17 protein-coding genes are annotated in these 17,673 nt (G+C 67.4%); 8 read left to right on the top strand and 9 right to left on the bottom strand.

The window, feature by feature from the left end; genetic code table 11:
- Nucleotides 1-145 precede the first annotated feature (145 nt).
- Together B5F73_RS06920 and B5F73_RS06910 are read right to left on the bottom strand one after the other, a co-directional pair.
- The gene (locus B5F73_RS06920; RefSeq protein ID WP_158094779.1) at nucleotides 146-1,693 is read right to left on the bottom strand and encodes a zinc-ribbon domain-containing protein; all 1,548 of its coding nucleotides are present in this window, start codon (nucleotides 1,691-1,693) and stop codon (nucleotides 146-148) included.
- A 501-nt stretch (nucleotides 1,694-2,194) separates the two neighbouring features.
- Nucleotides 2,195-3,688 (bottom strand): hypothetical protein, encoded by a 1,494-nt coding sequence (locus tag B5F73_RS06910; protein ID WP_239379828.1) that lies wholly within the window; start codon nucleotides 3,686-3,688, stop codon nucleotides 2,195-2,197.
- Between the two features lie 392 nt (nucleotides 3,689-4,080).
- Here B5F73_RS06910 and B5F73_RS06905 point away from each other — a divergent pair, with 392 nt between their 5' ends.
- Nucleotides 4,081-4,818, top strand: a complete 738-nt coding sequence (locus B5F73_RS06905) for an alpha/beta hydrolase (protein WP_087227517.1) — start codon at nucleotides 4,081-4,083, stop codon at nucleotides 4,816-4,818.
- A gap of 79 nt (nucleotides 4,819-4,897) precedes the next feature.
- On the opposite strand, the gene B5F73_RS06900 is transcribed toward B5F73_RS06905, so the two are convergent.
- From B5F73_RS06900 to B5F73_RS06880, 6 genes are all read right to left on the bottom strand, one after another.
- On the bottom strand, nucleotides 4,898-6,175 hold the full coding sequence (locus B5F73_RS06900; RefSeq protein WP_087227516.1) for a phage terminase large subunit: 1,278 nt from the start codon (nucleotides 6,173-6,175) through the stop codon (nucleotides 4,898-4,900).
- Nucleotides 6,168-6,590, bottom strand: coding sequence for a hypothetical protein (locus B5F73_RS06895; RefSeq protein ID WP_087227515.1), 423 nt, complete (start codon nucleotides 6,588-6,590; stop codon nucleotides 6,168-6,170). Before B5F73_RS06895 ends, B5F73_RS06900 begins: the two co-directional genes overlap by 8 nt.
- Nucleotides 6,591-6,689: 99 nt before the next feature.
- Entirely contained in the window at nucleotides 6,690-7,910 is a 1,221-nt protein-coding gene (locus tag B5F73_RS09300; RefSeq protein ID WP_143803158.1) for a hypothetical protein, read from the bottom strand.
- A gap of 117 nt (nucleotides 7,911-8,027) precedes the next feature.
- The gene (locus tag B5F73_RS06890) at nucleotides 8,028-8,438 is read right to left on the bottom strand and encodes a hypothetical protein (protein ID WP_087227514.1); all 411 of its coding nucleotides are present in this window, start codon (nucleotides 8,436-8,438) and stop codon (nucleotides 8,028-8,030) included.
- 274 nt (nucleotides 8,439-8,712) lie between these two features.
- Complete coding sequence (locus B5F73_RS06885; protein WP_087227513.1) at nucleotides 8,713-11,493, bottom strand: DUF927 domain-containing protein; 2,781 nt, start codon at nucleotides 11,491-11,493, stop codon at nucleotides 8,713-8,715.
- On the bottom strand, nucleotides 11,471-11,674 hold the full coding sequence (locus B5F73_RS06880) for a helix-turn-helix domain-containing protein (RefSeq protein WP_087220893.1): 204 nt from the start codon (nucleotides 11,672-11,674) through the stop codon (nucleotides 11,471-11,473). The genes B5F73_RS06885 and B5F73_RS06880 overlap by 23 nt, the downstream gene beginning before the upstream one ends.
- A 273-nt stretch (nucleotides 11,675-11,947) precedes the next feature.
- Here B5F73_RS06880 and B5F73_RS06875 point away from each other — a divergent pair, with 273 nt between their 5' ends.
- The 7 genes from B5F73_RS06875 (at nucleotide 11,948) to B5F73_RS06845 (ending at nucleotide 17,067) form a co-directional block, all read left to right on the top strand.
- Complete coding sequence (locus tag B5F73_RS06875; RefSeq protein WP_087227512.1) at nucleotides 11,948-12,634, top strand: helix-turn-helix transcriptional regulator; 687 nt, start codon at nucleotides 11,948-11,950, stop codon at nucleotides 12,632-12,634.
- A 91-nt stretch (nucleotides 12,635-12,725) separates the two neighbouring features.
- Nucleotides 12,726-13,112 carry a helix-turn-helix transcriptional regulator gene (locus B5F73_RS06870; protein WP_087227511.1) on the top strand — a complete coding sequence of 129 codons (387 nt, stop codon included), beginning with the start codon at nucleotides 12,726-12,728 and terminating at the stop codon, nucleotides 13,110-13,112.
- Between the two features lie 5 nt (nucleotides 13,113-13,117).
- Complete coding sequence (locus tag B5F73_RS06865) at nucleotides 13,118-13,315, top strand: hypothetical protein (RefSeq protein WP_087227510.1); 198 nt, start codon at nucleotides 13,118-13,120, stop codon at nucleotides 13,313-13,315.
- Nucleotides 13,316-13,317: 2 nt separating this feature from the next.
- A complete protein-coding gene (locus tag B5F73_RS06860) occupies nucleotides 13,318-14,718 on the top strand; it encodes a tyrosine-type recombinase/integrase (RefSeq protein WP_087227509.1) in 1,401 nt (466 codons plus the stop codon).
- Between the two features lie 162 nt (nucleotides 14,719-14,880).
- Nucleotides 14,881-15,294 carry an FxLYD domain-containing protein gene (locus B5F73_RS06855; RefSeq protein WP_143803156.1) on the top strand — a complete coding sequence of 138 codons (414 nt, stop codon included), beginning with the start codon at nucleotides 14,881-14,883 and terminating at the stop codon, nucleotides 15,292-15,294.
- A gap of 21 nt (nucleotides 15,295-15,315) precedes the next feature.
- Nucleotides 15,316-15,735 (top strand): transcriptional regulator, encoded by a 420-nt coding sequence (locus B5F73_RS06850; protein ID WP_087227508.1) that lies wholly within the window; start codon nucleotides 15,316-15,318, stop codon nucleotides 15,733-15,735.
- Between the two features lie 129 nt (nucleotides 15,736-15,864).
- Nucleotides 15,865-17,067: a protein kinase gene (locus B5F73_RS06845; protein ID WP_087227507.1), complete on the top strand. Its 1,203-nt coding sequence runs from the start codon at nucleotides 15,865-15,867 to the stop codon at nucleotides 17,065-17,067.
- Here B5F73_RS06845 and B5F73_RS06840 read toward each other — a convergent pair.
- Complete coding sequence (locus B5F73_RS06840; protein WP_087227506.1) at nucleotides 17,064-17,672, bottom strand: HAD family phosphatase; 609 nt, start codon at nucleotides 17,670-17,672, stop codon at nucleotides 17,064-17,066. The genes B5F73_RS06845 and B5F73_RS06840 overlap by 4 nt on opposite strands.
- Between the last annotated feature and the right edge of the window lies 1 nt (nucleotide 17,673).

Genomic DNA, 17,673 nt, shown 5'->3' with positions numbered 1-17,673 from the left:
GCCGTGAGGTGGACTTTCGCGCGTGGGGCGGGGCGGGCCCGAGCCGCGCGCGCAACGGAGCGGAGGCGGGCGGGCTGCGGACGACCCTCGACGGGCAGCGGACGGCGGTGGCGGCGCCCCGGGGTGGCGGCGGGCAGGGCGGGGCTCAGCTCGCGATGATGGCGTCGAGCCTCTCTTTGACGCGCTCGATGACGCCCTCCGGATCGGGGGCCGAGCCGTCTGCGCATACCTCTGCGTAGTCCCCCGACGCTATCCCGAGCGAGGGGAGCCCGTCCTCGCGGATCCTCACCACCACAAACCCCGCGCCGAGCAGCTCCTCGCTCTTTCGCTTGTCGACGTCCTCCTTGCCGAGGTGCCAGTGTGCGCCGTCGTACTCGATGGCGACCATGCGGCCCCGGTAGCGAAGCGAGATGTCGATGCTCCACCTGTTTGTGAAGCCCGGGTCGTCATACCTCGCCCCCGACCTTGCGTCGCCCAGCAGCCTCCGGGCCGCCTCGAAATGTCGCAGCTCCACGCGGGACTTCCCCGTGCCCACGCACTCTGGGCACTCCGCGCCGGCGACCCGGGAGGAGATCTCCGCCCTCCATCTGTGCGAGGGGTTCTCCGGGCAGTCCCACAGGGGGACGAAGTCGAGCTTGGAGTGCGGCCGCACCCTCCAGGGGGACACGGGATTCGATGCGTCCCACTGCTCGGCGAGCCTTGGGTACGTCCACGCGAGCGAGCCCTGGATCTTCCCGCAGGACGGGCACAGCTGGCCGTCGCGCTTCGACCTGTCGCGGGGCGACGCCTCCCACTCGTGCCCGCACGCGAGGCACCTCCACCACACCGACCTCTTGCTGCTCTGTCTGACATTCTCCGGCGTCCACCTGCCGTTCCTTTCGGGGGACCACTCGGCGGCGAGCTCGGGGGCGGTGTCGGCGAGGTAGAGTCCGGTGCCCTTCGTCGCGTTCCCCCGGCAGGCCGGGCAGCCGTTCTGCAGGTAGGTGTATGGGTAGGCGTAGGTTCTGTGCCCGTTGGCGCACCTGAAGCGATACTGCCCGTCGCCGGGCGCCATTGCCCACCACCCGGACGGGCAGACCATCGTCTCCCTCGGGTCCCGCTCGTCGTCCCACGCCTCCATGAGCTCGGGGACCTCGGAGACCGGGGTGACCCTTCCCTGGTCGCGCGTGAGGAACGTCCTCTGCACGTGCGTGGGCTCCGGCTCCGTCACCTCGCGCGTCACGGGCGGGGCGTAGTGGGACGATGTGCTCGGGTGGCTCTGGCAGCTGCACCCGAAGGGCACGTCGCGCTCCCGGACGACGAACTGCCTGCCGCACGTCCTGCACCGCACGAGGAGGAGCGCCTCGTGCGCCAGGCCGGGCTCGAGCAGCTCGACGAGGTTGAGCCCATGGGCCCCCGCCAAGGCGCGGGCGGAGGGCTCGTCAGGACATGCACCCGGCGAGGGGAAACGATCGGACCTGAGCCACTCGCGCCAGTAGCACGCCCTGCAGACAGGCTCGCCCGCGATCCCGGCCTTGTCCGTCACGTACCTCAGGCGGTAGTCGGCGACGGTTCCGCACGTCTTGCATCTGGTGAGCAGCCAGGCGTTCTTGGGATAGCTGCGCTGCGAGTCGTATTCCTCCGCGAGCTCGAGCCCCGCCGCCGAGAGAATCGAGTCGAGCTCCTCCCGGGTTCTGAGCACCTTTCTTGGCATGGCAACCTCCATGGTGACGGGCGCGCCCGCCCGGAGCAGGGCGCTCGCCATGGATTGTATTTCCGCGATAGGAGCCGGGCAACTGCTCGTCCGCACGCGTCATCCAAAGAGCCCCAGGCGGTAGCAAAACACTACACAACACTACACCTGAACAGCGCTTTGTTTTCAACAATAGATAAGAACTTGTCGATAAGACCGACGACAAAGACGGCGAGAAGGACGAGGGGCATGCCCCCGCCGCGCACCCGGCACCGCCGCCGCCAGGCGCTGCCAACCTCGGCCCCTCCGCGCCGGCCCCGCCGCCGCTCCGTCGCGCGCACGGGGCGCCCGTGCCGCCGCCATGCGCGCGGGGAGTCCACCTCACGGCCGCGCCCCGCTCCGGTCGCGTCTTCGCCACCGGCTCGGGCCAGCCCGCTGCGCGGTCTGCCCTCGCCAGGGGGCTCAGCCGCTCCCTTCGCTCTCGCGCGGCCTGCCCCGGCAACACGGGCGCGCACGCCGCCGTCACGCCCGCCCGGCGGCGCGCGACGGAGCGGCGGCGGGGCCGGCGCTGCGTAACTCGGCCCGCCCGCGCCCGTCGTCGGCGGTGCCCGCACGCGCGGCGGGGGCCGACCTCCTGCGCGCGGTCGCCTCGTCCTCGCCGTGCCACTTGCGGCGGTACTCCCACGGCTCCATAAGGCCGGCAGCGACCTCGTCCATGTCCTGGCGCTTCTCCGCGCCCGTGTCCGTGATGATGCTGTCGTCGAACGTCACCCGCACAGAGCCCTCGTCCGGCAGCTCCGCGCCGAGTCGCCGCTCCACCGCGAGCAGAGCGCGGCAGATGCCCGCGATCGCGCCCTCCAGGGCGTGCTCGTGCCGGCGGATGTTGCGCATCAGCGCCGAGTTGTCCGCCGACACCTCGGTCGCGGTCTTCACGTATCCCGCGCTGTCGAGGTCGAAGTACCTCGTCCCGAGCCCGCACAGGTCTCCGAGCATCTGCAGGGCGCACCTGAACGCCCGCTCCTGCGCCTCCGTGCGCAGCGTCGGCGCGAACTCCGTGATCGTGTCCTCCGTGCTCATGACCTTGCGGAAGACGGTGCAGTCCGCCCTGCCGAAGGGGATCGAGACGCGCCCGCCCCTGCCGTCGCGCTCGGCGTCGAACATCACGTCGGAGAGGAAGATTCTCATCTTGCCGTTGTCCACCTCGGAGATCATCGCGTCGAAGGCGAGGTCCACCGCCTGGATCGCGTCCACCGCGTCCGCGAACACGCTCTGCCCGTAGGGGCTCATGTCCACCCGCGTGTTGTCTATGGCCGGCTTAACAAGCGAGAAGGTCGGCCACGTAGACCCCGTCTCGTAGACCGGGCACACCCCCTCGGGCTCCACCCGGTTGCCGTCGCGGTCGAAGCACGCCGTCACGATGCTGTACGTGCCCCCATCAGGGCGAGAAGAACCATCGCCCGAGAGGCCCCCGCGCAGGTGCAGCTGCACCTGGTCGAGCGCCTGCCCGCGCCAGTGCGCCCGCGTCACGAGGGCGCACTCGGTCACGCCCTCCGCGTCCCACGTGAGCGGCACCACCATGCGCGCGTCATAGCGGCGCACGCGAACCTCGCGCGAGCCAGCGTCCACCCAGAGCGCCAGCGCCCCGGTCCCCAGCCCGAAGGCCCTCACCACGCACTCCTGCGCCATGGGGAGAAACCCTGTCTCGAAGAGGAACCGCGCGAGCCACGCCGTGCACTCCGCCGAGTCGCACGCCACCTGCGTCTTGTCGTTGAGCAGCAGCGACCCCCACTCCCGGCACACGCGCATCGCCGGGTGGATGGACCGCCGATGCACCTCGTACACCCGCCCCACGCCGTCCGTGTCCCGGTAGTCGTAGAAGTCCCCGAGCGCCCGCATCCACCGGTCCCACGCCCGTATGTGCGGCTCCATGTCCTCCAGCGGCAGCGAGAACCCGAGCGACCTCAGCCACTCCCTCACATGCTCCGGCACCCAGTACTCGTCCTCGTTCACGCCCATGGGCCCACCTCCCGCCTCGTCCGAACACGCCCATTGAACCCGCTCGTCACAAAGGTCGAGAAGAACGTCCGAGATTCAGTAGTCAACTGAATTACGCCACAGGCGACATAGGCGAGAAGAACGCCCGCGCATGCACCGCCACCAGCGGTTTTGCACATTCCAGCGAGAACTTGTCGATAACCTCCCGGCGCTCCGCGCGAAGCGTTGCCCCGTGTTCCAAAGCGTCTCATGCCGAGAAGAACGTGCCGGAGGCCCCAATGTGGAAAACTCTCGCATGCCGCCCGTATAATGGCCGCACGGGACGAGAAGAACCGCGCGACCATGCGCCGGCCTAAGCGCGCGCCCGCTTCCTACGACGCCGCCCGGGCCGCGTCACCATCGAAAGGATCAAGATGGTCACTCACACGCTCGGCACGGGCACGCGGACGGCGGTGCTCCTGCACGGGGGCGGCCTCTCGTGGTGGAACTACCGTGCAGTCGCCGACCTGCTCGCCGCCAACGGGTACCGCGTCGTGCTCCCCGTGCTCGACGGGCACGCCGGCTCGGACCGACCGTTCACCTCGATCGAGGACAACGCCTCCGAGCTCGTTGCCCTCATCGACCGCGAGCTCGGCGGGCACGTCGACGCGCTCGGCGGCGTCTCCCTCGGGGCGCAGGTCGCCCTCGAGGCCCTTGCGCAGCGGCCGCGGATCGCGGGGCGCGCCGTCATCGAGAGCGCACTCGTGCTCCCCATGCGCGCCGCCCGCGCCCTCGTCGCGCCCGCCGTCGCCCTGAGCCACCCGCTCGTGCGGCGCCCCTGGTTCTCGCGGGCGCAGTTCGCGAGCCTCCACCTCCCCGAGGAGCTCTACGAGCCCTACTACCGCGACAGCTGCGCCATATCAAAGCGGGACATGATCGCCTTCATGCGGGCGAACAGCTCCTACCGGCTGAGGCCCGAGCTCGCGGGCTGCGGGGCGCGGGCCACCATCCTTGTCGGCGGGAGGGAGCCCCGCATCATGGTGCGCTCGGCGCGCGCCCTGGCTAAGGCCATGCCGGACAGCACGCTCGTCGAGCACCCTGGCTGGCGGCACGGCGAGGCGAGCTTGTGGCATCCCGAGGTCTACCTCGATGCGCTCGAGGGTCGCCCATAAGCAAGCGCCCGAGCACCGCCACGGCAGATGCAAGGCGTTGCGCATCAAAGTAGGACGAGAAGAACGCTCGCGAGAAGAACTAACCCCTCAGCACGTCGTCCATCATCGCGTAGCGTACCGCGTCGATGCTGTGGTCGTTGCCGTCCGGGATCTCGTCCACCCACGTGCCGTCGCGGTCGCGCTCGTACTCCTTGAGCCGGAACTCCTCGTAGGCGAGCGGCGCCCGCTCGGGGTCGATGCAGATCTCGCGGAGCCCCGCCAGCCACTCGTAGCTGAGCCTGCGCATGTTCGACTTCCTCGCCGGCCGCACCCGCAGCCCCGCCTCGCGCCTCCACACGGCCATCGACTGCTTGCCGTCCGGCGTGTCGTCGCACCAGATGAGCTCGTCGTGGAGGTAGCTGTCCTCGCCGGGCTCGTCGGCGTAGGTGAGCGCCGAGACCACCATCGCCGCCGTCTCGGAGGGCGTCTTCCTGTTCGCCGAGAGCTCGCCGAAGATGGTGAGCCGCCGCTCGCCGGGCTCCCACCCGCACCTCACGAAGCGCCACGGGTCCGGGAACCAGCCCCAGTCCACGCCACACCGCGTGCGCGAGAAGCCCCGGCACGCCGCGTCGGAGAGGCGCACGCTCACGACGTTGTTGAACACCGAGCCGCCCGTCCCCGTGACCTCGCCCAGGTACTCCGAGCGCCACGCCTGCTCGTCGACCTCGCGCAGGTACTCGGCCTCCTCCACGAAGGGGCCGCCCAGCCACTCGGGATGGCTCTCGACGACGTCGAGGTAGCTCGACTGCCGCACCAGCGTGTCCGCGCGCCGCTCCCGCTCCAGCTTCTCGCGGTTCACCCAGCTCCAGAGCGTGCGCGGCGGGTTGTAGCTGTAGAAGATCCAGAAGTCCTCGCCGCCTCGGCGCAGGGAGTTGAGGATGCTCCGCACCGCGTCGATCCCGTCGAACTGGTCGAGCTCCTCGAACCATGTCACGGCGCAGTACCCGCGCGTGAACTTCACGCCCTTGAGCTTGAGCGGGTCGTCGGCTCCTCTGAACACGACGCGCTGCCCCGTGGGCAGGTACGTTATCTCCATCGGCGAGATGCGCGCCCGGAACCACCGCTCGAGCCCCAGCTCCGCGATGGCCCACGTCACCTGCTGGAACACCGAGTCGCGCAGCGTGTTGCTGAACCGCCGCACAATGACGGCGTTCGCCTCCGGCCGCGCCAGGAGGAGAAGGACGACGCACACCGAGATGAACGAGCTCTTCGTGGAGCCGCGCCCGCCGTAGAGCCAGTAGTGAGTGTGGCCGTGGGCCATCACGTCGCCGAGCACGTCGTGGAAGCGCGGGATCACGAGCGCCGACGCGTCAACCATTCGAGCCGCCCTCGTCGAACCCCGGCAGCTTCTCCTGCACCGGCTGGGCCACCACGCCGAGCACGATCCTGGGCGCCGCCTCCTCGCGGCCCTCGTCGCCCTTGCGCTCCGCCTTGCCGAACTCGTCGGGGTACTTGCGCTCCAGCAGCCATGCCGCGGCGGTCCAGTACTGGTGCCTCGTCAGCGCCGCCGAGCGGATCGTGGTGAGCAGCGTCCGCTTGAACGCGCTCTCCTCCTTTTTTAGCCCCTCGCTTAACGCGCGCTGCAGCTTGTTCTTGGGGTCGCCGATCCAGCGGTAGAACGTCGACTCGTGGATGCCCAGCGCGCAGATGATGTCGCCGTTGGAGAGGCCGTCCGCCTTGAGCGCAATAGCCTCGTCCACCATCTCCTGCGTCAGCTTCGGACGCCTCGCCATGCGAATCACCCCCGTGAGCGTCGATAAACTTCCCCACGGTGGATTCTCATGGCACGTCACAATAAGAGAGAATTGGACCTCACTCTTCTGCCTCAGTGGCTATGGCACATGCCGAACGGGAGCGTGACTGATTCTGAGATAGCTGGGGAAATGCCCGTCTTTGGTAGTGAGAAAACCAAGTATCGTAAATGTATTATGCCCTTTGTATGTTTCACCGGCGTTTTGTTGCGCGACGACAAGGGTGTCGCGAGGACCTTCTGCTCTGATGATTTCGAAACGACCTTTTGACAAGTCGGAGAAGAAGTTCTCCAAGTGCTCTCTTCTATAGAGCTCCTCAGAGGTATCAAAGGTGAGCATTCCACTCGAATCTTTAAGCACGACGCGCTTATTTCCAGACAAGCTTTCGTAAAGCCGTATCGACTCATCAACCGCACCTCGGCACCAGGCGATGTTATCCTTTGCCTCAGTGAGTAGATTCTCCATAGCTTCAAGTTCATAACGCCTTTTAACAAGCCTTCGGCGCATCCACTTGAGGGATAGAGAGAATAATGTGCGATCTTCCACGAAGCTGGCATTTCGCAAAGTGTTGTCTGCGGACGCGATAAGCTCGTCTTTTTTTGAGGCGTTCTGGCTTACCTGATCCTCTTGCTCTTGAAGTGTTTTCCGTAGCTTTTTCAAGTTTTCAATGCCATTAACAGCATTCGATGGTGCATCCGAGGTTGTGCCAACAAAGTTTGTCTGGGGAGTTTCCAAGCTGACAGCAACCTTTTTGAAATAATCAGAGAGCTTACTCTGAGCATCGACGGATTGAGATAAATTCTGGCTCAGTTTTGTGAGCGCCCTTAGAGATGTTCTTGCCTCGTCGAGGATAAGAAGTAGCTGAGACTTAAGAGCCACGTAACGATACAGGTTTTTCAGCCCCGACATCAGACACCAGGCAGCAAGTATTAGCAGAAGGAAATACGCATACAAGTTGAGGGGGGAAAGGAAGTCAGCCACGTCCAGGAGCGAGGCGAGGCGGACGACTGCAAAGAACAGTACTCCTCCCAAAGCAAGGAATACAACCGCCCTCGGTAGGCATGTCCAGCGTGCCTTACCACCTGTAAGCATACCCAGCTCCCTCTCAATGTGTTCGGAAAGCATATTGAGAGAGCTGGACATTTTCTGATTGCCATCTAGCTTTGAGGCGAGATTCTGATATATCTCAATGTCATTTTTAATGCGCCCGCGTTGACTGACCTCTGAAAAGAGAGATCCGACTAAGGAGAGCACTGCGGCAAGGAACGGGACAATCACAGTAGCAATCAATTCGATCGTCACATCCAACCCCCCTTAAACCTCCAAGAAACTTTATTTGGTTCAGTTTATATCGAGGCAGGAACTCTGATGTTTTGGCATCGCCCCACACGGGTTCTATGGATTAGAGAAGCCGCTAGATTAATTCCGCTTCCGACGCCCCTTGAGCCCGTACTTCCTGCACAGGCGGCTGTTCCGCTGCCGCATCATGTCCCGCTCGCGCCGAACCGCCTCCAGTTCTGCGGACTCCTCCGCGTGCGCCCTCTCACGCTCGAGCTGCTCGTTGAAGGCGCGCTCCTGCTCCAGATGGTAGCGCTCGGTGCAGAGCGGGCACATGCCGGTCTGCCGGTTGATTTTCACGCCCACGGCCCCGCACTCGGGGCACACCGTCTGCACTGCTAGCGAGCAGTGGATCCGCGACGCGCGCATCTCCACGGCCCGCACGGAGTGGGCCACGCCGCACCTCCGCTCGATCTCGGCGGCGGCGAACTCGGCGCCCCGGTAGCTCACCTCGCGCAGGACGTCGTCCTGCTCCTCGGTCCACCAGCTCACCGCGCGCACCTCCCTCCGCGTCTCATGCTCGAAGCCTGCGTGCCATCGCGCCCGTGCCGCCCGATTGAGACGGCGAACAGCCCGCCTACCAGCGAGGACGCCGCCCGTCTCAACGTCTCGACCGGAGGCGAGCCCAGGGCCCCCGCCCGCGCGTGCGCGCGCCCGCGCCCGCCCGCGCGCGACGTCCCCCCATGTCTCGTCCCCGTCAAGACGTTGAGACAAGAGGATAGGACGCGCACCCTCACCAGCCGCCAGGGGCGTCTCGACCCGTGTCTCAGCATGGCCCGCCCCCTTGAGACGGAGCCACCGAGGGCGGCGCGCCCGCAGAGCGCTCGAGCATAGCCTCGAGCGCCGCGTTGTCGACGCACACGCAGTACACCCGCGAGTCGCCGAAGCGCTTCTGCCGCGTGAACCCGCGCCCGGAGCCGGGCAGCAGCACGCCCTCGTCGGCCATGCGCCGGAGCGTCTTCTGCCTGTCGAAGTTGGCGCCCGCGAGCGCCTGGTCGAGCACGGACGAGAAGACCCACCAGCAGAAGCCCGGGCGGTCGCGATACTGCTCCACGGAGCCCCATCGCTCGAGCCGGTCCATCTCCGCCGAGCTCTCGAAGTGCAGGCGGTTGCGCACCAGCCACTCGGCCACGAACTGGATCGCCTTCACGTCGGTGTCGCCTCCGTCCGCGCCCGTGGCGTTCACGAGCGCCCAGCGCGCCATCAGCATCGCGCCCTCCAGGCACGCCGCCCAGTCGCTGCCCGGCGCGAACACGTAGAACTGCGCGAGGGCGTCCGCGAGGGCGAGCAGCGCCACGTTGTCTGCCTGCGGGTGCCCGCCGGCGGCGGCGCACACAGCGTCGCGCACGGAGGAGAACTGCCCCGCGTAGAAGGCCGCGTCGTTTCGCCTCAGCGCCGCCACGTATGCCCGCCCCGCGGTTCCGTGCTGCGCGGAGACGAGGTGGTGCATGGCCTGGGCGGCGCGCACGTCCTCGAAGGGCTCGGCGCAGAGCTCGAGGGTGCGGTTCGCCGCGCCCTGCTGCGTGGAGGAGCCCACGATGGGGATCTCGCCCGTGGCTATCGTCAGGCAGCGCCACGAGCCCGCCCTCATCATCGTCCGGTCGCTGTTCAGCGCCCCGCGCTCGTGGCCGATGGAGAGCGAGTAGAGCAGGTCCTCCACGACCTGCCGCTTGCCCGCCTGGCCGCCCACGGCGCCCTTGCTCTGCAGCTCGTCGATGATCACGGGTATGTCGTGCAGGAGCGCCGCCGCGCGCACGATGCTCTTGGGCGTGTCCGCGAAGGTGCGGAAGTAGCTGTCCGCGCCCTCGGTGGGGTCGCCCCACACGCTGCCGGCGGCCTTGAGGGTCGGCGTCTTGCCGGAGCGCGAGCGCCCCCAGAGGTAGACGATGAAGGTCTGCACGCCCAGGAGAGACACCAGGGGCGACGCGAAGCTCGCCGCCAGCACGCAGCGGAACGCCATGGAGGCGGCCCGCGCCGGCGCCACGCCCTCCACCCACGCCGCGAGCGTGCCCGCCGGCTCCATGAAGGGGCGCGCCTTCACCGCCTCGTCCGGGCTGGGGTCGAAGCGCACGCCGCCCGCGCCCAGGTCGTAGGGCATGAAGGCGGAGAGCGGGCCGTCCGCCCACCCCAGGTGCACGACGCTCCTCGCGCGCGGCCGCGCCCATCCGTAGCGGCGCTCCACGTCGGTCAGGTAGCGCACGACGTCCTTGGCGTTGGCCGACGAGACGTTGGCCCCGAGGGGCGCGAGCGCGCCGATCACCTTGCTCTGGTTGAGCAGCACCTCGCGGTCGAGCGCCCGCTCGCGTACGCCGCCGGGCACCGTCACGCGCACGAGGGCGCGCACGTCGCCGGTGTCCACGTCCACGAGGTCGGCCGCCACCCAGGGCGCCGTCGAGGTCACCGAGCGCGAAAGCTCCCCGTCGCGTCCGCGCACCCACAGCCGCCCGCGAGCGTCGACGAACCACCCCTCCACAGACGGCGCCGTCTCGAAGTCCGGCGCCTCCTCGTCGGGGGAGCCCCCTCCGTCCGTGTCGGGCGCAGCGGTCGAACACATGTTCTTGTCATTGACGCGAGAAGGACGCACGGGGCGAGAAGGACGGTCGGCCCGCCGCTCCCTCGGCCGGTAGAACTCCGTGCAGCCCTCCACGGCCCGCTCTATCGTCTGCGCGCCGTACGTGGTGCCGCCCCGGCGGCTGTCCCACTTGTCGCGCATGAGGCCGCTTGCGCGGAAGATCCGGTCCATGCGGGCGGCATCACCGGCGCACCAGAAGGCGAGGTGCGAGCACAGCGCCATGTCGGCCGCCGATCGGTCGTCGCCCTGCGCCGAGCAGTCGCCGGCCATGAGGGCGCGGATCGCGTCGCCGCTGCGGGAGGCGTACATGCGCTCGAGCAGCGCCCCGTCGTCCATGTCCGCGCCGGCCGTTGGCACCTCCGAGAGCGTCGGCTGCGCGGCGGCCCGCTCCGGCTCGATCCACGTCCGGTATGCCTTCTCGACGACCTCGGGGTTGGAGCCCAGCGTCCCGCGACCCTCGAACACGTCCCCCGTCACCGTGAAGTAGCGGTCGTGGTCGTACATCTCCACCACGCGCCCGCCGGGCTGCCCCTTTCGCGAGCGGGTCGCCCAGTCGGGCTTTCCGCCCCGGAAGATCAGGTGCAGCCCGTCGCCGGAGGGCGACACCTCCGTGTAGGTGCCGGCCTCGTCCATCACCCAGCGGTATTCCGCGTCAAGCACGCCGTCGACAAGCACATGGTCGAGGTCGAGCCCCGTGAACGCCCGGTCGGGTCCGAACACGAATCCCACGCCGTCGCAGCGCCAGCGGCCGACGGCCGCCACGGCCTCCTCGAAGGTCGCCCAGGTCGCGGGGTCGGTGCTCTTGGCCATGCGCCCCGTGTGCGCGTCCACGGGCAGCTTCGTCGCCCTGCCGTTGCGCTCCTCGCGCCGCCAGCACACCCAGCGCGGCTCGGCCTTGAGCTCCGCAGGGACGCGTGCCAGCGCGTCGGCGAGGGAGCCCGCTCCGCGTGGGCTACTCGCGGCCCTCTCCGTCATTCGAGGCCCCCTTCTTCGCGTTCTTGAAGATCACGTCGCGGCAGATCCGCCAGCGACCGTTCACCTTGTCGGCGGGGATCCGCCCCTCGCGTATGCCGCGGGTGATGGATCCCTCGTGCTCGCCGGTCACGTCGGCGAGCTGCTTGGGGGTCATGAAGTACGGCAGCTCCTCGAAACTCATCTCTCGCTCCCTCTCCTCCGATTTGCCTCTGGACCGCACGCACGGCTCCGAACCGTCTGTCACGAAGTGGCACGTTTCGTCGCCGTGCAGCGGTAGAATATCACAGGAATTGTCAACAAGTGAGATTCTTTGCAAGTTTTGAGGTAGAATGACCCTATACGATTGAACAGCTTGTCAACTAGTGATAGAATTTGTTGCGAAGCGTAACAACGAAACGGAGGGCGCCGAGGGCACCCCTCCACAGGACGAACACATCCGAGAGAGGCGGAGTGCATGGCGAGCAACCTTCTGAAGCTCCGTAAGGCGGCGGGCTACAAGAACTCCAACGAGTTCGCGGTGGAGTACGAGATCCCGACCTCCACCTACGCGCGCTACGAGTCCAACCCCGACAAGATCCCCATGGACCGCGCCTGGCAGCTCGCGGACATCTTCGGCACCACCATCGACGCCATTGTCGACCGCGAGGTGCCCGACCCCGCGTGCATGCGCGGCGAGGTGCAGCTCGAGTACGACGGGCTCACGCCCGAGGCGCGGCAGCTCGCCGACGAGCTCCGCGAGTTCGTGCTGCAGAAGGACGAGAAGATCCGCGCGCGCAAGCGCCGCGAGGAGGAGCGCCCCTACGAGGCGCTCTGCTACCAGTACGAGCAGCAGATGCTCTCCCAGATGCGTGACGGCGCCGCCTTCGGCGAGCTCGTCGCGTTCGACAGCGCCGAGGCCGCCCGCGCCGCCTTCGAGTCCTTCCTCCGGGAGCAGGCAGCGAAGAAGCGCGGCAAGCACCCGCTCAAGGCGCAGGAGCTCATCGACAACAGGACCATCGAGAAGATCATGGCGGCCTACGACCGCACCCACGGCGAGTTCGAGCTCGAGGGCACGCGCGTGCTGTGGGGCTCCGTCGACCACGGCGTCGCGGTCGAGTACGACTCCGAGGCGAGCGCGAGGGGCGGTGATGCGAAGGCGTAGAAGGAGAAACAGGTGGGCCCGCGGGAGCTGGCACTCCCACGGGCCCGGCGTCCGGTCCAGAGGCAAATCCAGAAGGGACGGTGACAAGTATATGTCACTGGCTGCAACCTCCCAAACCCCCTACAAGGCCATCAGCGGCAAAAGAACACTCCAGCGCCTGCGCCGCGAGGCGGGCTACCGCTCCGCGAAGGAGTTCGCCGAGGCGCTCGGCATCCCCGGCTCAACCTACGCGCGCTACGAGCGCGCCGGCGACGGCGCCGACTGCGGCATCCCGCTGCCGGCGGCGTGGCAGATCGCGGACAAGCTGGGCTGCTCCATCGACCTCGTCATCGGCCGCGAGGACATCGACGCGCCCGAGCCCGAGGGCATCCAGCCCCGCTACGAAGCCCTCAGCCCCGAGGGCCGCGCCCTCGTGGACAGCTACCTCTCCTACGTGGAGCTCGGCGAGCGCGCCGCCCGCTCCCAGGGCAGGAGGTGAGCGCCATGGCCAAGGCAGAGAAGAACCTCAGCATCATGTCCTTCTCCCTCACGGACGGCTCCGGTAACGAGGTTCCCGCCGTCGCCCTCGTCGCCGCCCCCGGCGAGGCCCTGCGCCTCGACGAGCCCTGGCAGCGCGAGCTCGCCCGCGACCTCGAGTGGCGCTACCGCCCGCCCTACGTCGTCGTCGGGGACGGTGAGTAGCCATGGCAAAGGTCACGGGCGAGGGCACCATAGTCCAGCTCGAGAAGGACAAGCCCAAGAGCAAGTGCCGCAAGTGGCAGCTGCGAGTCCCCGTGGGGCTCGACCCCCGCACGGGCAAGTACAAGACCCGCACGAGGCGCTTCAACGGCACCTACACCGAGGCGAAGAAGGCCCTGCGCGAGTTCATCAAGGAGATCGAGAACGACGAGGTGCACAAGAGGTCGGGCACGACCATCAAGGAGTGCGCGGAGGACTTCATGACGAGGCGCCGTGCGTCCGGCGAGTTCACCGAGAACACCAACGTGACCTACGAGCGATTCTTCAAGGCAATCAACCGTCACATCGGCTACGCCGACGCCTCGAAGGTCACGCGAGAGACGCTCGAGAAGATGTACGCCGCCATGCGCTCCGGCGACACCCTCTCCGGCAAGCCCGCCAGCGGCACCTATCTCAACCAGATCCACAAGACGCTCAAGCTGCTGTTCGACGACCTCGTGAAGGACGGTGTCGTCGCCAAGAACCCCTGCACCGAGATGGACACGCCGCGCAGGGACACCCAGCCCCGCCGCGCCCTCAAGCCGGAGGCCATCCGGGAGTTCATAGCGCAGCTCGACTTCACCCGGGAGGCCGACATCGCGTACTTCCTCGCGGTCAGCACCGGGATGCGTCGCGGGGAGGTCTGCGGTCTCTCGTGGCGCGACGTCGACCTCGAGAGCCAGGTCATATCGATCCGCAAGTCCTACGACTGCTTCGGGAACCTCAAGGACCCCAAGACGAAGGCCGGCGTGCGGCGCCTCCCCATGCCCGACTCCGTCCGAGACGCCCTCGTCATGCACAAGGAGGCGCAGAAGGCCCGCATTGACGAGTACGCGGCGGAGCAGGAGAGGCTGGCGAAGAAGAACGGCGAGAAGCCCGGAAAACGCCTGGAGCAGAGCGAGAGCACCCCGGTCGTTCTCAGCACGACCATGGGCAGGCTCAGCCCAAACGTGCTCGAGGCATGGTGGCTGCGCGACCGCGAGACGCTCGGCCTCAATGGCTGGGCGTTCCACGAGCTACGCCACTCCTACCTCTCCACGCTCGCTCTGAGGGGCGTGCATCCCAAGGTGATGCAGGAGCTGGCCGGCCACGCCTCGAGCGAGATCACGATGGAGATCTACACCCACGTGAACATGGAGGCCAAGCGTGCGGCGGCAGACGTCGTGAGCGACCTCTTCTCCGAACCCGTCGAGGCCGCCCCCGCCGTCACTCCGATCGTCCAAGTCGAGCCCCGCGTCATCAACGGCGGGCGCCGACTCACCCTCGTAAGCTCACCTCGTGAGCTCGTGGAAAACGCCCCTGAAAGTACCTCAGAGCAACCCCAAGAACGATTCGTACCGGATTCGTACCAGGCGGCAATCCGCTGAAAGGAGGTCAAAAGAAACGATACCTTCTACCTGCGCATTTATTCGCTCTTTCGGACCAACCGCCCTCCTACGTCATTAGCTGCGAGCTAATGAATGCGGCGCGGCGTGTTGGTACGCTGCGATCACCTGCTGGCACACACGAAGAAGGTTCAGGTGGTTGCAATGAGCAAGAAGTCTATGCTTGCCCGTCTCGCCCTGGCGGCGGTCCTGGTGATTGCGACGCCGGTCGCGCTGGTCGGCTGCGGCGGTGGGTCGTCCGCGGGCGGCGACGATGCCACGGCCGAGCAGGCCGCCGAGCCCGAGCAGGAGCCGTACACGGTCTCCGAGGAGCAGCTCGACACCTCGAACCAGTTTGCCGTCTACGTCACGGGCACGCTGACCAACAACACCGAGGACGAAGTGGGCTACATTCAGGTGGAGTACAACCTCTACGACGCCGACGGGGCGCAGGTGGGAACGGCGCTCGCCAACACCAACAACCTCAAGGCCGGCGGTTCCTGGAAGTTCGAGGCAATCGGGACCGCCTCGCCCGACGAGGTTGCCTCCTACGAGCTGGTGGACGTCACGAGCTTCTAGCGGAAGAGGGGAGGAGGCCGCATGAGCGAACCGCTGACCGAGGAGCTGCTCGATGAGCTCCTCTCCACGTCGAGTCTGGACGCCTACCTCGAGGAGCACGAGCCGCGCGCCCTCTCGCTCTCTGAGTACCTGCAGCAGCTGCTGGACGAGAAGGGCCTCGAGCGCTCCCGCGTGGTGCGCATGGCCAACCTCAACGACACCTTTGGCTACCAGATCTTCCAGGGCACGCGGCATCCCAGCCGCGACAAGGTGCTGCAGATCGCCTTCGCCATGGCGCTCACGCTGCGCGAGACCAACCGCGCGCTCACCGCGGCCGGCGTGAGCGAGCTCTACTGCAAGGACCGTCGCGACGCAATCATCATCTTCTGCATCGACCGCGGCTGCTCGCTCCAGAAGGTTAACGAGGAGCTCTACCGCTTTGGCGAGGAGACCATCTGCTAGCGAGGGTCGCCCAAAAGTACCCAGACAACATGCCTGTGGCGACGTCGTCCCAGTTGACGTCCCCCGAATCGCCGTTGTCTGGGTACTTTTTCGCGGGGTTGCGAAGTAGCCCTCTGATAGGATGGGCGCATGGAAGATGAGCTCTCAAACTACCTCTCCGCGCTCGACCGCGATAGCTGCTACCGCGTGGACGCGGTGCTCAAGCAGGGGCCGCTGGAGACCACCGAGCGCGTCTACTTCGTGGGCGAGAAGAACGGCGCCGAGCTGGGTCCCTTTGTGCGCAAGTACCTGGCTCCCGGGCTGGGCGGCGCGTACGAGCGGATCCATGCTGCCCAGCGCGATGGGGCGCGGCTCTCCCACCTGCCCCGCATCGTCGAGTGCCACCGCCAGGACGAGCGTCTCGTCGTGGTCATGGAGCACGTTGCCGGAGAGACGCTCGCGGAGGCCGTGGCGTCCGCGACCGACCGTCTCGACCTCGTGCGCCGCGTCTTCCCCGACCTCTGCGACGCGGTGAGCGAGCTTCACGAGCTCTTTGACCCGCCCATCATCCACCGCGATCTCAAGCCGGGCAACGTCATGGTCTCGGCGGGCGGCGTCACCCTCATCGACCTGGGTATCGCGCGGACCTGGCGCGAGGGCGGCGAGCAGGATACCACCCACTTTGGCACGCGCGCCTACGCCCCGCCCGAGCAGTTTGGCTTTGGCCAGACCGATGTCACGAGCGACGTCTACGCCCTGGGCATGCTGCTCTTCTTCTGCCTCATGGGCCGCGACCCCATGGCGGCGGACCGCGAGCGCGGCTTTGCGGGGGTCGGCGTGCCCGAGCCTCTGCGCGCCGTCGTCGCTCAGGCGACCGAGCTCGACCCCGCCCGGCGCCACCAGACCGTCCGCAAGTTCAAGGATGCCCTGCTCGCCGCCCTGCCCGCAGCATCGGGCGAGAAGGACCAGCAGCTCGAGCCGCCTACGTTCGAGGTGCCGCGCCGCGGCGCGTCCGCCCTTCTCGCCCGCGTCCCGCGCTGGCTGGGCGTCGCGTGGGACCTCTGCGTGCTGGGGGCCTGCGCGATCATGCTGATGGGCTGCGTGATGGCGATCGCTGACCCGACCCCCGAGAACGCCGCGTGGCCCACGTGGTATCTCGTTTACTCCTACCTGGCCTTCATGGCGCCGCTCGTCATCGTCGTCTGCTACCTGATGCTCGACCGACGGCCGCTGCGCCGCGTGGTCCCCGCACTCGGGCGTCTCACCGTGCGCCGGGAGCTGCGCGTGGGGCTGCTCGTCATTCTCGGCCTGTTTGCCGCCTGGGTCGTCGCGTCGCTGCTCGCGCTGGCCTAGCCCAGCGCCCGGACCGTTGCCTCCAGCTCGGCGACGTCTCCGGTGAAGTGGTACGCGTGCATGCCGGCGACGCGCGCGCCCTCGCAGTTGTCCGCGTTGTCGTCCACAAAGAGGCAACTCTCGGGGGCCAGGTTGAAGCGCTCGCAGAACAGGCTGAAGATCGCGGGGTCCGGCTTCATGATGCGCTCGCGCGCGGAGACGAGGTAGCCGTCAAGCAGGGGCGTCACGGGAGCGTGGCCGAGCTGCCGCATGATGTTGGTGTTGGCGTTGGAGAGCACGTAGACCTTGTATCCCTCGCCCTTGAGGCGGATGCCGAGGTCGTTCACCGCCTCGATGGGCTCCGAGAACTCCGGCCAGTGCTCGAGGCACTCGGTGAGGTTGGGGTGCAGACGCTCGGGCAGGTGGGCGGCCGCGACGCGGGCCATGGTCTCGTACGAGATGGTGCCCGAGTCGAGCAGTGCCCAGGAGGTCGACCCAAAGACCGCATCGTTGAGCAGGACGGTGTCCTCCGGCGTGCTGGTGAAGTGGGCAGCCAGGGTGGGGCCGTCGAACGTCATGAGCACGTTGCCCATGTCAAACACGATGGCGCGCAGCTTGCGGTCCATG

The organism is Olsenella sp. An270, assembly GCF_002159735.1.
Lineage (GTDB): Bacteria > Actinomycetota > Coriobacteriia > Coriobacteriales > Atopobiaceae > Thermophilibacter.
The sequence above is the reverse complement of the archived record's forward strand: the minus strand, read 5'-3'. Positions and strand labels throughout refer to the sequence as shown.